Origin of the sequence: Streptomyces sp. DSM 15324, assembly GCF_001514285.1 — a bacterium.
Taxonomy (GTDB): domain Bacteria; phylum Actinomycetota; class Actinomycetes; order Streptomycetales; family Streptomycetaceae; genus Streptomyces.
The window spans coordinates 554,436-568,935 of sequence record NZ_KQ949024.1; the positions used below are offsets into that span (position 1 = coordinate 554,436).

Annotated in this window: 10 protein-coding genes; 3 read left to right on the plus strand and 7 right to left on the minus strand. The window is 71.0% G+C overall.

Features of this window, described 5'->3' with window-relative positions; all coding sequences use genetic code 11:
* Positions 1–82 precede the first annotated feature (82 nt).
* Together AQJ58_RS08640 and AQJ58_RS08645 are read left to right on the plus strand one after the other, a co-directional pair.
* A complete protein-coding gene (locus AQJ58_RS08640; protein WP_067246915.1) occupies positions 83–3,856 on the plus strand; it encodes a GH92 family glycosyl hydrolase in 3,774 nt (1,257 codons plus the stop codon).
* Positions 3,853–5,808: an alpha-glucuronidase gene (locus tag AQJ58_RS08645; protein WP_067246918.1), complete on the plus strand. Its 1,956-nt coding sequence runs from the start codon at positions 3,853–3,855 to the stop codon at positions 5,806–5,808. Before AQJ58_RS08640 ends, AQJ58_RS08645 begins: the two co-directional genes overlap by 4 nt.
* Here the strand turns inward: AQJ58_RS08645 and AQJ58_RS08650 are convergent.
* Genes AQJ58_RS08650 through AQJ58_RS08675 form a run of 6 tightly spaced genes read right to left on the minus strand, consistent with a single transcriptional unit; the run spans position 5,802 to position 11,766 of the window.
* Positions 5,802–5,987, minus strand: coding sequence for a Beta-galactosidase C-terminal domain (locus tag AQJ58_RS08650; protein ID WP_067246921.1), 186 nt, complete (start codon positions 5,985–5,987; stop codon positions 5,802–5,804). The two genes, AQJ58_RS08645 and AQJ58_RS08650, sit on opposite strands and share 7 nt — an antisense overlap.
* 16 nt (positions 5,988–6,003) lie before the next feature.
* Positions 6,004–6,684, minus strand: a complete 681-nt coding sequence (locus AQJ58_RS08655; protein ID WP_067246923.1) for a hypothetical protein — start codon at positions 6,682–6,684, stop codon at positions 6,004–6,006.
* A complete protein-coding gene (locus tag AQJ58_RS08660; RefSeq protein ID WP_079078774.1) occupies positions 6,681–8,228 on the minus strand; it encodes a GH39 family glycosyl hydrolase in 1,548 nt (515 codons plus the stop codon). Before AQJ58_RS08660 ends, AQJ58_RS08655 begins: the two co-directional genes overlap by 4 nt.
* Complete coding sequence (locus tag AQJ58_RS08665) at positions 8,225–9,880, minus strand: ABC transporter substrate-binding protein (RefSeq protein WP_067246926.1); 1,656 nt, start codon at positions 9,878–9,880, stop codon at positions 8,225–8,227. The genes AQJ58_RS08660 and AQJ58_RS08665 overlap by 4 nt, the downstream gene beginning before the upstream one ends.
* Positions 9,881–9,901: 21 nt before the next feature.
* Positions 9,902–10,783 (minus strand): carbohydrate ABC transporter permease, encoded by an 882-nt coding sequence (locus tag AQJ58_RS08670; protein ID WP_420712142.1) that lies wholly within the window; start codon positions 10,781–10,783, stop codon positions 9,902–9,904.
* The gene (locus tag AQJ58_RS08675) at positions 10,780–11,766 is read right to left on the minus strand and encodes an ABC transporter permease (protein ID WP_067246931.1); all 987 of its coding nucleotides are present in this window, start codon (positions 11,764–11,766) and stop codon (positions 10,780–10,782) included. Before AQJ58_RS08675 ends, AQJ58_RS08670 begins: the two co-directional genes overlap by 4 nt.
* A gap of 229 nt (positions 11,767–11,995) precedes the next feature.
* Here AQJ58_RS08675 and AQJ58_RS08680 point away from each other — a divergent pair, with 229 nt between their 5' ends.
* Positions 11,996–12,997: an acetylxylan esterase gene (locus AQJ58_RS08680; RefSeq protein ID WP_067246938.1), complete on the plus strand. Its 1,002-nt coding sequence runs from the start codon at positions 11,996–11,998 to the stop codon at positions 12,995–12,997.
* 73 nt (positions 12,998–13,070) lie between these two features.
* Here AQJ58_RS08680 and AQJ58_RS08685 read toward each other — a convergent pair whose 3' ends face one another.
* Positions 13,071–14,144, minus strand: a complete 1,074-nt coding sequence (locus AQJ58_RS08685) for a lytic polysaccharide monooxygenase auxiliary activity family 9 protein (RefSeq protein WP_067246941.1) — start codon at positions 14,142–14,144, stop codon at positions 13,071–13,073.
* Positions 14,145–14,500: the final 356 nt, after the last annotated feature.

A 14,500-nucleotide genomic window follows, 5' to 3' on the forward strand; every position in this document is an offset into this window, starting at 1 on the left:
CACCCAGACCCTACTGAGGGCTGCGCACCACACGGGACAACGTTGTCCACGGCCCTGGTCCGGGCGGGGAGGATACTCACGCATGCAGTGGTTCGGACGGTTACGCGCACCGGCGGTCGCGGCCGCCCTCGTCCTGACGGTCGGCGCTCCGGGGGCGGCGGTCGCCCGGAGCGCACATCTCCCGCAGCAGGCCCGGACGTTCGCCTCGTCGTTCGAGGCCGGCCAGCCCTCGCCGGACTGGACCAGCACCCCCGAGCGGGCCTCGGGGGTCGACGGCGGCTACGCGACCGGCGGACTGCCCGGCGAGGTGACCGACCGGGTCACCGGGGTCCGGGCGAGCGCCGAGAACACCGGGGCCGGCGAGGTGAAGGAGAACCTGGCCGACGGCGAGCCGAGCACCAAGTGGCTGACGTTCGCGGCCACCGGCTGGGCCGAGTTCGACCTGGCCGCCCCGGCCGCGGTGACCACGTACGCGCTCACCTCCGCCAATGACGCCGCCGAACGCGATCCGGCCGACTGGACCCTGAGCGGCTCGGCGGACGGCGGCACCTGGACGGTCCTCGACAGCCGCTCCGGCGAGGACTTCGCCGAACGCTTGCAGACGAAGACGTACACCCTCGCGGCGCCTGCCGCGTACCGGCACTTCCGGCTCGACGTCACCCAGAACCACGGCGCCGACCTCCTCCAGCTCGCCGATCTGCGGCTCGCGACGGGTGGGAGCGGCGGGCCGGTGCCGCCGGACATGCTCACCGTCGTCGACCGTGGCCCGAGCGGCTCCCCGACGGCGAAGGCGCGGGCCGGGTTCACGGGGCTGCGGGCGCTGCGGTACGCGGGGCGCCACACCGCCGCCGGGCGGGCGTACTCGTACAACAAGGTGTTCGACGTGAACGTCCGGGTCGGTGCCCGGACCCGGCTCGCGTACCGGATCTTCCCGCAGCTCGCCGACGGCGACCGGCAGTACGCGGTGACGAACGTCTCGGTCGACCTGGCCTTCACCGACGGGACCTACCTCAGCGGGCTCGGCGCGGTGGACCGGTACGGCTTCCCGCTGTCGCCGCGCGGGCAGGGCGCGGCGAAGGTGCTCTACGTCGACCAGTGGAACGACGTGGAGTCGGCGATCGGGTCCGTCGCGGCCGGGAGGACGGTCGACCGGATCCTGGTGGCCTACGACTCCCCCGGTGGCCCGGCGCGCTTCCGCGGCTGGGTGGACGACATCACGCTGGGTCCGGCCGCCCCGGAGCCGGCGCGGGCACATCCGTCGGACTACGCGCTGACCACACGCGGGACGAACTCCGGCGGGGGCTTCTCGCGGGGCAACACCTTCCCGGCGACGGCCGTGCCGCACGGGTTCAACTTCTGGACGCCGGTGACGAACGCGTCCTCGCTGAGCTGGCTGTACGACTACGCACGAGGGAACAACGCGGACAATCTGCCCACTATCCAGGCATTCAGCGCGAGTCACGAGCCGAGCCCGTGGATGGGCGACCGGCAGACCTTCCAGGTGATGCCGTCGGCCGCGGCGGGCACCCCGGACACCGGGCGGACGGCACGGGCGCTGGCCTTCCGGCACACCCACGAGACCGCGCGGCCGTACTACTACGGGGTGCGGTTCGAGAACGGTCTCACCGCGGAGATGGCGCCGACCGACCACGCGGCCGCCCTGCGCTTCACCTACCCGGGCTCCGCCGCGAGCGTCCTGTTCGACAACGTCACCGACCAGGCCGGGCTGACGCTCGACCGGGCCTCGGGGGTCGTCACCGGCTACTCGGACGTGAAGTCCGGGCTGTCGACGGGCGCGACGCGCCTGTTCGTGTACGGCGAGTTCGACGCGCCGGTCACGGACGGGGCGTCGAACGGGGTGAAGGGCTATCTGCGGTTCGCCGCGGGCGCCGACCGGACGGTCACCCTGAAGCTGGCGACCTCGCTGATCAGCCTCGACCAGGCGAAGGACAACCTGCGCCAGGAGATCCCGGACGGCACCGGCTTCGACACCGTGAAGCAGCGGGCGCGGCAGCAGTGGGACGCCCTGCTCGGCACGGTGGAGGTCGAGGGAGCGACCCAGGACCGGCTCACCACGCTCTACTCCAGTCTCTACCGGCTGTACCTCTACCCCAACTCCGGCTTCGAGAAGGTCGGTTCGGTCTACCGGTACGCCTCGCCGTTCTCGCCCATGGTGAGCCAGGACACCCCGACGCACACCGGCGCGAAGATCGTGGACGGCAAGGTGTACGTCAACAACGGCTTCTGGGACACCTATCGGACGACCTGGCCGGCGTACACCCTGCTGACGCCCACTCAGGCGGGCGTGCTGACGGACGGGTTCGTGCAGCAGTACAAGGACGGCGGCTGGACCTCGCGCTGGTCCTCGCCCGGGTACGCCGACCTGATGACCGGCACCTCCTCGGACGTGGCCTTCGCCGACGCCTACGTCAAGGGCGTCCGCTTCGACGCGAGAACGGCCTACGAGGCCGCCCTGAAGAACGCCACCGTCGTCCCGCCGTCCCCGGGCGTGGGCCGCAAGGGCATGGCGACCTCTCCCTTCCTCGGCTACACGAGCACGGCCACCCCCGAGGGCCTGTCCTGGTCGCTGGAGGGCTACCTCAACGACTACGGCATCGCCCGCATGGGCGAGGCCCTGTACCGCAGGACCGGCGAGCGGCGGTACGGGGAGGAGTCGGCGTACTTCCTCGACCGCGCCCGGGGGTACGTGAACCTGTTCGACACCCGGGCGGGCTTCTTCCAGGGCCGCGGCGAGGACGGCTCCTGGCGCGTGGAGTCGTCCCGGTACGACCCGCGGGTGTGGGGCTACGACTACACCGAGACCAACGGCTGGGGCTATGCCTTCACCGCCCCGCAGGACAGCCGGGGCCTCGCCAACCTGTACGGCGGCCGGGCCGGCCTGGCGCGCAAACTCGACACGTACGTCGCGACCCCCGAGACCGCCTCACCCGAGTTCGCGGGCTCCTACGGCGGGGTCATCCACGAGATGACGGAGGCCCGGGACGTCCGGATGGGCATGTACGGGCACTCCAACCAGGTCGCCCACCACGCGCTCTACATGTACGACGCGGCCGGGCAGCCCTGGAAGACGCAGGCGAAGGTCCGCGAGGTGCTGTCGCGGCTCTACACCGGCAGCGCGATCGGACAGGGCTACCACGGCGACGAGGACAACGGCGAGCAGTCGGCCTGGTACCTGTTCTCCGCGCTCGGCTTCTACCCGCTGGTGATGGGCGGCGGCGAGTACGCCGTCGGCTCCCCGCTGTTCACCAGGGCGACCGTGCACCTGGAGAACGGCAGGGACCTCGTGGTGAAGGCCCCGGAGAACAGCGCGCGCAACGTGTACGTCCAGGGGCTCAAGGTCAACGGCCGTACCTGGACGTCGACGTCCCTTCCCCACGCGCTCCTCGCCCGGGGCGGCACCCTGGAGTTCGCCATGGGTCCGCGCCCCTCGGCCTGGGGCAGCGGGAAGGACGCGGCGCCCACGTCGATCACCCGCGACGACCGGGTGCCGACGCCCCGCGCCGACACGCTCACCGGCTCCGGCGCCCTGACCGACGACACCTCCGCGACGGCCGCCACCGTGTCCGGCGCGGTCACCCTGCCGACCGCGGGCGCCACGAAGGCCGTGCGGTACACGCTGACCTCCGCCGAGCGGGCGAAGGCGCCCACGGGCTGGCGGCTGGAGGGCTCCGCCGACGGGACGACGTGGCGGACCCTGGACCGCCGCACCGGGCAGACCTTCACCTGGGACCGCCAGACGCGGGCGTTCGGCGTGCGGTCACCGGGTAGGTACGCGGCGTACCGCTTGGTGTTCGACGGTGAAGTCCGTCTGTCCGAAGTGGAGTTGCTCTCTTGAACGGGATCGATCCCGGCTGGCTGCCCCCGGCGGCCTTCCGGCCGCTGGGGGCCCGGCGCGTCCTGGTCAGGGGCTCCGGTCCGCTGGTCGACACCGTGCGCCGTGAAGTGTCCGACGCCTGCGCACGGTTCGGCGGGCAGACCGTCCGCGACGGTCCCTGCGACCTCCTGCTGGAGACGGCCGACGGCGGACCCGCCGGCGAGGAGGAGGGGTTCACGGTCGTCCGGGAGGACGGTACGACGACGGTCACCGCCTCCGCCGGGCACGGGCTGCTCCACGGCCTGTTCGAGGTCGTACGGCTCGGCGAGGCGGCGTTCTCGGGCGCCTTCCCCCGAAGGGCCCATCGTCCCGCGACGGTCCTGCGCATGCTCGACCACTGGGACAACGTGGCCGTGCACCCGGTCATGGGCCAGGTGGAGCGCGGCTACGCGGGCGGTTCGCTGTTCTGGCGGGACGGCCGGGCGCGGGAGGACTTCGCGCGGGTCCGGGCGTACGCGCGGCTGCTCGCCGTGTGCGGGATCAACGCCGTGTGCCTCAACAACGTCAATGTGCACGCGGCCGAGGCGAGGCTGCTGACCGACCGGATCGGCGAAGTCGCGGCGATCGCCGCCGAGTTGCGGCCGTACGGCATCCGCACACATCTGTCGGTGACCTTCGCCGCGCCGGTCGTGCTCGGCGGGCTCTCCACCGCCGATCCGCTCCGGGAGGAGGTGCGGCAGTGGTGGGCGGAGGCCGTGCGCGGGGTGTACGCGGTGATCCCCGACTTCGGCGGGTTCGTGGTGAAGGCCGACTCCGAGGGCCGGCCGGGGCCGTTCACCTACGGGCGCGGTCACGCGGACGGCGCGAACCTGCTGGCCGGCGCGCTCGCCCCGTACGGCGGCACGGTGCACTGGCGGGCCTTCGTCTACGACCACCGGCAGGACTGGCGGGACCGCGGCACGGACCGGGCCCGGGCGGCGTACGACCATTTCGCGCCGCTGGACGGGGAGTTCACCGACAACGCGGTGCTCCAGGTCAAGCACGGGCCGATGGACTTCCAGGTGCGCGAGCCGGTCTCACCGGTGCTCGGGGCGCTCACCCGGACCCAAACGGCGGTGGAGTTGCAGGCCACCCAGGAGTACACCGGGCAGCAGCGGCACGTGTGCTGGCTCGGGCCGATGTGGAGCGAGGTGCTGCGGTTCCGGCCGCACGGCGAGGACGGGCCGAGCGTGGGCGGGACGGCACGTGATCTCGTCGCGGTGTCGAACGTGGGCGACGATCCGTTCTGGACGGGGCATCCGCTGGCCCAGGCGAACCTGTACACGTTCGGCAGGCTGGCCTGGCGGCCGGACGCCGATCCGTACCGCGTCCTGGACGAGTGGATCGGCCTGACCTTCCCGTCCGCGCCGCGACGGCTGGCCGAGGGGCTGCACGCGGTGCTGGACGGCTCCTGGCGGACGTACGAGAAGTACACGGCCCCGCTCGGGGTGGGGTTCATGGTGCAGCCCGGACACCACTACGGGCCGAACGTCGACGGCTACGAGTACAGCCCGTGGGGCACCTACCACTTCGCCGACCGCGACGGTGTGGGCGTCGATCGCAGCGCCGCGACCGGGACCGGGTACGCGGCCCAGTACGCCGCGCCGTGGGCCGAGGTGTACGAGTCCGTCGCGAGCTGTCCGGACGAGCTGCTGCTGTTCTTCCACCATGTGCCCTACGGGCATGTGCTCAGGAGCGGGAAGACCGTGATCCAGCACATCTACGACACTCACTTCGAGGGGGTCGAGGAGGCCGAGGAGGCCCGCCGGGTGTGGGCGGGCCTCGCCGGACTGATGGCACCGGCCCGGCACCGGCGGGTGGCGGAGCTGTTCGAGGAGCAGGTACGCGGTGCCCGGGAGTGGCGCGATCAGATCAACAGTTACTTCCTCCGCAAGTCCGGGGTGCCGGACGAGCGGGGGCGGACCATCTACTGAAGGAGCAGCACGACCGCGCCGAGCGGGTCGAGGGTCAGGGCCTCCCCCTCCTCGACCCGCTTGCCGGTGAGGAGTCCGGTCGCGGTGGCGTGCGCGGTCAGCCGGGCGGCTTCCCGGGCGTGGCCGAGGAGGAAGAGGGGCCGGGTGCCGTCGGGGGCGACGCGCTGCGCGGCCTCCACGGTGGGGTGCCCGGGCTCATGCGGTGAAGTCCTTCTGGGTCTCGGCGGTCACCGGGCGGCCGGCGTGCAGCAGGGAGAGCAGCAGCGGGGCCGCGAGCAGGGCGGGCAGGGCCTCGGTGAGCAGGGCGGTCAGTCCGGCGGCGAGGACGAGCAGGGAGCCGAAGGCCAGGGTGACCCTCCCGTGCCGGAGCGTGAAGTACGCGGCGAGGCGGGCGGTGTCGCGGGCGCGGAAGGTGAACAGCGAGGTGAGGAGCAGGGCGTGGGCGCCCCAGAGCAGGGAGCCGACGCCGATGAGCGCGAGCAGGGCCGCCCACCAGCGGGGCAGGCCGGTGGCGGTGAAATGGGTGAGGGTGAAGGCGATCACGGTCAGCCAGGCCAGCAGGGGGGTCCAGAGCCGGAGGGCGGGGACGGCGTTGAGCCGCCAGCCCCGGCCGTAGACCCGCGCGGGGTGCAGATCGGTCAGGTCGCGGCTGCGGTGGTGGAGGGCGTACAGCGCGGCGGAGGCGGCGGGGCCGAGCGGCAGCAGACACAGGGCGGCGAGGGGCAGGTTGGCGGGGTCGGGGGCGAGGAGGAACAGGCCGGTGACGCCGGGGGCGGCCGCGACGAGGAACAGGGCCTCGACGGTGAGCAGGGTGTGGACCAGGGCGGCGGCGCGGGAGAGGACGCCGGTGCCGAAGTCGGTCGCCGTGGCGCTCACGCGGGCTCCCGGCCCAGCAGCCGTCGTGCGTCCCACCACGGTGGGGTCTCGTCCTCGACCGGGGTCAGTTCGACGAGGGTGATCTCATGGCGGGCCAGGGTCAGCTCCAGCTCGGTGCGGCCGTCGTGGACGGGCAGCCGTCCATGGGTGCGGGCGGGCTCGGCGGCCTCGTGCAGGACGTCGAGCTGTGACCGGCCCGGGGAGCGGGGGCTGCCCATGTGCCGCCAGGCCGTGTAGGCGTTGCCCCGTTCCTCGTCCACGGTCGACCGGCGAACGAACACCTCGCCCCCGCCCCCGTCGCCCTCGCCCTCGCCGTCCCGGGCGTTTCTCCCCACCGGCAGCGACAGCCGCAGGGCGTGTCCCGCGGGTCCCTCCGTCGCGCCGGTCGGGTCGACCGGTGCCCAGGCGAGGACGGTGACGCGGCCGTCCTCGTGCCGGGTGACGAGATGGTCGTCGCCCCGGGCGAGCAGGTCGGGGCCCATCCGTGCCATGAACGCGTACAGGTGGTGGACGGGCTTGCGGACCTGCCGGTGGGTGAGCAGCCCGAAGCCGCCGTGGAAGAGGGCGGTGGGGACCCCGGCCTCCTCGAACATGTCGCTGAACGTCCAGTAGGAGAACGAGTCGACGTAGTCTCCGCCCCGGGCCAGCACGGGGGCGAGGTAGGCGGCCTGGAAGGCGGTGTCGTGGACCGCGTTGATCGGGCAGTAGGAGGAGTTGAACTCGGTGATGTGCACCGGGAGTCCGGCCAGCCGGGTGCCCTTGAGACGGTCCCGCGGGGTGGCGAACTGGTCCAGCAGGTCGGTCGCCGGGGCCAGGGTCTGGTGGACCCCGAACGGCACGGGCTGGGCGGGTCCGGAGGTGTAGGCGTGCTTGGAGACGAAGTCGACCGGCACCTCGCGGTGCGCGGCGAACTCGGCGAACCGGTCCAGCCAGTCGTCGGCGCCCGGGGAGATCGCGGGGCCGCCGACCTGGAGCCCGGCGTCCACCTCCTTCACGGTGTGCGCCGTCACCTCGTAGAGCAGGTGGTACGCCCGCTCGTCCGCGCCCTGCCAGAAGTCGGCGAGGTTGGGCTCGTTCCAGACCTCGATCGGCCAGGTGCGCACCTCGTCGACGCCGTAGCGGTCCACCAGGTGGCGCAGGGTCGCACGGACCAGGTCGGCCCATTCCCGGTGCGAACGGGGTGGGGTGACATGACCTCGCCACCAGAAGACCGTCTGGTCACCGGAGGCCAACTCCTCCGGCATGAAGCCGAGTTCGAGGAACGGGCGGATACCCAGCGCCAGGTAGGCGTCGACGACCTGGTCGACGTAGGTGAAGGAGTGATGGACGTGCCGGGTGCCCGCGTGCTCGTAGGGGCGGTACACGCCCATGCCGTCGCTCAGCAGACCGTGGCCGCGGATGTACCGGAACCCGATGTCGCGCTGGAGGAGGGCGAGGGAGTCCTGGTAGTCGCGGCGCAGGGCGAGTTCGATGCGGCCGGTGCCGACGCAGGTCCGCCAGGCGTCGGAGAACCGGCCGGCCGGGGCGGCGGGGACGCGGATCACCGGTTCTCCTTCGTGAAGCGGTCACGGGCCTGGTTGTGCAGGTCCACGAGCCGGTCCATGTTCTTGGCCTTCAGCTCACCGACGTAGGAGTCCCACTCGGACAGGGGGCGCTTGCCGAGGGCGAACTTCAGGGTGTTCTGGACGACGTGGTCGCGCAGCGGGGTGTCCCAGAGGGTGGCCTGTTCCTGGTCGACGGACCGCAGGGGATGGGCGGGCCCGATGGGGAGTTGTCGGCGTAGGGCCATGGCGTCCTGGAACCTCTTCTCGTCGGGGCCGAAGGAGGAGGAGACCAGGGCCCAGCTCCCGCCGTAGGTGAAGACGCCGTTGAAGAAGCCGTAGTCCTTCTGGAGGTCCTTCGGGGCGTCCGGGTGGGAGCCCATCAGGCTGATGCCGGGCTTGAGCTCGTAGGTGTCGCCCGAGCGGGTGTACGTGGTGCCCTCGACCCCCCACTTGGCGAAGCGCTGGCCCTCGTCGGAGTACCAGAGCCAGTCCATGAACTGGATCATCGCGACGAAGGTGTCGCTCTTGAGGGCCTTGCTGGAGATCATGACGCCGTTCTCCAGCCGCGCCCCGCCGATCACCACCGGGCCGGCCGGGCCGAGCGGCACCGGGACCATCTCGATCTTCGCGCCCTTGACCTGCTTCTCCAGGTTGTAGCGGTAGTTCTGGACCAGTTCCTGCGGATTGGCGCTGATCGCGAAGGACTTCTCGCCGAGCAGTTTCTGCACCGCGTCGTCGTCGGTCTGGGTGAAGCTCTCGGGGTCGATCAGCTTCTCGGCGACCAGCTTCGCCAGGTACTCGACCATCTGGCGGTAGCCGTCCGAGGCACCGGTGAAGACGAAGGCGTCCTTCTTGGCGTCCCAGCTGATGTTGTCGTACGTCCAGCCGGCCCTGACGCCGTACGCCTGACCGAGGTAGCTCATCAACGCCGCTGCCGGATAAGGGGTGTTGATGCTCCAGCGGTCGGAGAGCGGATAGCGGTCGGGATACTCGGCGCGGATCGCCCGGAGGACCTCGTGCACCTCGTCCCAGGTGGTGGGCAGGGCCAGGCCCAGCTTCTCCAGGACGTCGGTGCGCAGCGACAGCGAGTAGCCCGACTTGACCTTCTCGTGCAGTCCGGGCAGCAGGTAGTACTTGCCGTCGGCCTGGCGGATGGAGTCGAGTTCCGGCTCCAGCTTCCATTTTCTGACCTTGTCCCGGTAGTTGGGCATCAGGTGCACGTACTCGCTGACCGGGAGGATCGCCCCGGAGGAGACGAAGGCGACCTCGGAGGGGTGGTACGTCTTGGGGATCAGGAAGGGGGCGTCGCCCGCGCCGATGAGGACGCTGCGCTTCTTCTCGTAGTCGGCCAGCGGGACCGCGACCGGCTTGAGGGTGACGCCGGTGCGCCTGGTGAGTTCCTTCCAGAACAACCAGTCGTTCTTCAGCGGGTAGTTGGGGTTGTTGTTGTGCAGCACCGAGAACGACAGCGGCTTGGCCGCCTTGAACTGCTCGCCGACGCGGTACTCCTTCATCGCGCCGTCCCGCTTCTTGGAGAGGTCCTTGGAGTCCCCTCCGTCGTCGCCGCTGCCGCAGCCGGTGAGCGCGGCGAGGCCGAGGAACCCGGCGGCGGCCAGGATCTGACGCCGTGACAGCTGACCTGCGTTCTTCACGGATACTCCCTAGTTGGGCGCTCAGCCCTTGACGGCGCCGAGCATCACGCCGGAGACGAAGTAGCGCTGGACGAACGGGTACACGCAGAGGATGGGGAGCGAGGTGAGCACGATGGTGACCGCCTGGATGTTGGCGCCGACCTGGCTGAGCTGCTCGGCGGCGGCGCCCGCGTTGCCACCGGTGGTGGCGCCCGCGATCATGTTGCGCAGATAGACCGTGACCGGCATCAGCTCGGCGCGGTCCATGTAGAGGTAGGCCGAGAACCAGGAGTTCCAGAAGGACACCGAGTAGAAGAGCACCATCGTCGCGATGACCGCCTTGGACAGCGGGAGCACGATCCTCAGCAGGATGCCGTAGGTGGTGAGCCCGTCGATCTCGGCCGCCTCCTCCAGTTCGGTGGGCAGCCCCTCGAAGAAGGCCTTCATCACCAGCAGGTTGAAGACGCTGATCGCGTTGGGCAGGGCGATGGCCCACACGGAGTTCTTCAGGCCGAGACTGGTGACGAGGACGTAGTTCGGGATCAGTCCGCCGCTGAAGAACATGGTGAACACGGCCACGCCGACCAGGACGCCCCGCCCCTTGAGGTGGCGCTTCGACAGGACATAGGCGTAACAGGTTGTCAGGACCATGGCGACGGCCGTCGAGACCACCGTGTAGAAGGCGGTGTTGCCGTAGTTGCGCCAGAACGTCGTGTCGTGGAAGACGATGTCGTACGTGGTGAGGTTGAACCCCTTGGGCCACAGGGTCACCTCACCGGCGCGGATCTGGCGCTCCCCGCTGAAGGAGCGGGCGACGATGTTGACGAACGGATACAGGGTCACCAGCACGACCAGGGTCAGGACCAGCCCGTTGACGCCCTGGAAGACCCGGTAGGAGCGGCTCTCCCGGCGGGCCGGCCTCACCACAGGCTCGTCCCCACCGTGCGGCGCGAGAGCTGGTTCGCGGAGGTCACCAGCACCAGTCCGATGACCGCCTCGAACAGACCGATCGCGGCGGCGTAGCTGAAGCTGTTGGACTCCACGCCGGCCCGGTAGAGGTAGGTGGAGACCACGTCGGCCGTCGGATAGGTCAGCGCGTTGTACAGCAGCAGGATCTTCTCGAAGCCGACCGCCATGAAGGTGCCGATGTTGAGGATCAGCAGGGTCATCATGGTGGGACGGATGCCGGGCAGGGTGACGTGCCAGATCTGCTGCCAGCGGTTCGCGCCGTCGATGCGGGCGGCCTCGTAGAGGTCCTCGTCGATCGTGGTGAGGGCGGCGAGGTAGAGGATCGTGCCCCAGCCGGCGGTCTGCCAGATCTCCGAGCCGACGTAGATGGTGCGGAACCAGCCGGGTTCCTGGACGAACCGGATCGCGTCGTGGCCGAACCAGCCGAGGACGTGGTTGACCGGGCCGTCCACGGCGAGCATCTGGAGGGTGATCCCGGCGACGATCACGATCGACAGGAAGTGCGGCAGATACGACACCGACTGCACGAACCGCTTCAGCGAGCGCCGGCGCACCTCGTTGAGCAGCAGCGCCAGCACGATCGGGACCGGGAAGCAGAACAGCAGCGTCAGCGCGCCCAGCCAGAGGGTGTTGCGGAAGACCTGCCAGAAGGTGGGGTCGGACAGGAACATCCGCACATAGCGCAGCCCCACCCACTGCTCCCCGAGGAGGGAGCCGCCCGGTTCGAACCGGCGGAACGCGATGACGTTGCCGATCATCGGCAGATAGCGGAAGACCAGGAAGAACAGCAGCGGCAGCACGGCCAGCGAGTACAGCCGCCAGTCGCGGCGCAGCGCTCTGCGCCACCCGGGACGCCGGGGCGGCGGGTCCGGGCGGACGGGTGCCCGGGGCGGGTGCTGCGTGCCGGGCGGCGGGGCCGGTGTGGTGGAGGTGCTCATGCTCGGGCCTCCCGTGACGGGAACGCGGTACCGAAACTTTCGAGCTTCTTACCGGTAACTTCGCGGCAACTTAGGGGCACTCAGAAAGCGCTGTCAATAAGTGCGGCGCGAGACGGCCGAGGCGGATGGCGGGCATGGGACCACCTCGACACGGGGTAGAACCACCAAGCGCAGCCCCGATCGCCTCCGCAACTTTCCCTGTCCGGACCGATTCCTGCGAGGTGCCCTCGTGCCCGCGTTCGACCTGCCGCCGAGCGAGCTGGAGACCTACCGCCTCCTGCCGGAGGAACCCGCCGACTTCGACGAGTTCTGGCAGAACACCCTCAAGGACGCCGCGCAGTACGACGCGTTGGTGTCGGCCGATCCGGTGGCAACCGGTCTGCGGCTGACGGAGACCTGGGACGTGACCTTCCGCGGCTTCGCCGGCGACCCGGTCCGCGCCTGGTACTCCCGCCCGGCCGGGGTCCGCGGCCCCCTGCCGGCCGTCGTCGAGTACGCCGGCTACGGCCGCGGCCGGGGTCTCCCCCACGAACGGCTGACCTGGGTGAACGCCGGTTACGCGCATCTGCTGATGGACAACCGCGGCCAGGGCGACCAGTACGGCAACGGCGGCTCCACCCCCGATCCGCACGCCCAGGCGCCCGGCGGCCCGGGTCCGGCCGCGCGCGGTCTGCGGGCCCCGCGGGACTGTCACTACCGGCGGCTGATCACGGACGCCGTCCGGGCGGTGACCGCCCTGCGCGCGCTGCCCGGGGTGGACGCCCGCCGGATCGCGGCCGTCGGCAACAGCCAGGGCGGCGGACTCGCCCTCGCCGTGGCGGGGCTGCTGCCGGACCTGGCCGCGGTCCTGGTCACGGCCCCGCTGCTGTGCGGGATCCGCCGCGCCCTGGACCTCACCGACGCGGGCCCCTACGGCGAGATCACCGCGTATCTCGCGGTGCACCGCGGCACCGAACAGGCCGCCTACCGCACCCTCTCCTACATCGAGGGCGTCTCCTTCGCCCGCCGCGCCCAGGCCCCGGCCCACTTCGGCACCGGGCTGCGCGACACGGTGTGCCCGCCGAGCGGGACGTACGCGGCCTTCAACCGGTACGGCGAGCTGAACGGCGGCGCGGATCCCCGCCGGGAGATCCACGCGTACCCGTTCAACGGGCACGAGGGGGGCGAGGCGGAACACGTCAGACGCCAACTGCACTGGCTGGCAGAGGTGTTGCCGGAGCAGAAGTCATAGACCGACGGACCCGGTGGGCGTGGGGCGCCCACCGGGTCCGCTTGGTGCCGGGTCAGATCGGTGCCGGGTCCGCTCAGCCCACCCGGCAGGGCAGGCTGGTGGCGCTGTCACCTCCCGCACCGGAGACGACGTATCCGAAGGTCGCGCTCCGGCCCGGACTCAGGGAGCCGTTCCAGTCGGCGTTGTGGACCATCACCGCCTGGCCGTTGTAGGTGGCGTTGCCGTTCCACAGGCTGTTCACCGTCTGGCCGGCGGGCAGGGTCCAGTCGACCATCCAGCCGAGCATGGGGACGTCACCGGAGTTGGTGACGGTCACCTCGGACTGGTAGCCGCCGCTCCAGGTGCCGGTGGTACGGCGGGTGGCGGTGCAGGCACCGGGGACGGGCTCGTTGGGGTTGCCCGGCTCGTGGATGCCGGTCACCTCGCCGTGGCCGCCGTCGAAGACGACGTCGGAGCAGGAGTAGAAGGTCTCCTGGCTGTCGGAGCGCTGCCAGACCATGTAGATGATGTGGCGGCCCGACTTGTTCGCCGGGAGCTGTCCGGTCCAGGAGTAGTTGGCCTCGACCGTGCCCGGGGAGCCGTGCAGCGGCGGGTGGTCGGCGGAGAGGAAGGGCTGGTCCTCGAGGTCGTTCCAGGTGAGCGTCTTGGTCGGGTCGAAACCGTTCTTGGTGACGTAGACGTAGAACCAGCCCGGGTGTGCGGCCCAGGCGTTGTAGGAGAAGTCGACGGTGGCGCCCGAGGTGAGGTGGGTCAGCGGCCAGTCGGAGCGGGCGGCGTTGAAGCCGGTGAAGTTGGGGTTGCCGCCGCTGCACAGCTGGCCGTCCGGGACGAAGCCGCGGGTGCGGCCCGCGCCGTCGGAGCGCAGCACGGAGAACCAGTTGTAGAACGGCGTGGTGCCGCTGACCTGCTGGGCGTTCTTGCAGGCCGGGTTGACCGGCTTGATCTCACCGGTGTCGGTCAGCGCGTCCTGCCAGCACAGGAAGGTGCGGCTGCCGGGCTTCATGGGGGTGCCGTGGGCCTCGGCCGGGCCGCCGGTCGTGACGATCAGACCGAGGGCGGGGACGGTGGCCAGCAGGGCCAGGAGGACGAGGAGGAGGGCCCGGGAGCGTAACCGGGTCCCCTTCTTCTTAGTGCTTGTCGTGATCATGACAGACATGGCGGAGTCCGCCCTTCCGTGTCCGGACCGTGCGCGTGGGGGTGGATGGAGCAGGGTGCGGGTGGGTGCGGGTGGATGGAGCAGGGTGCGGGTGCCTCTGGTGCGGTGCCTGTGCTGTGGGTGCCGCTGCTGTGGGTGCCGCTGTTGTGGGTGCCGCTGCTGCGGGTGGCTCCGGTGCGGTCGCCTCCGGCACGGAGGCGGGTGGGGCGGGTGGGGCGGGTGCGGAGGGCGAGGCGGGAGCGGCTCCCGGTGGTCTCCGGCGGGTTCCGGTCCGCCGGGGGCTTTATGGGAGCGCTCCCACCTCGCCTGTGGCGGAAGGTAGCGCCGTACGGCCGACTTGTAAACGG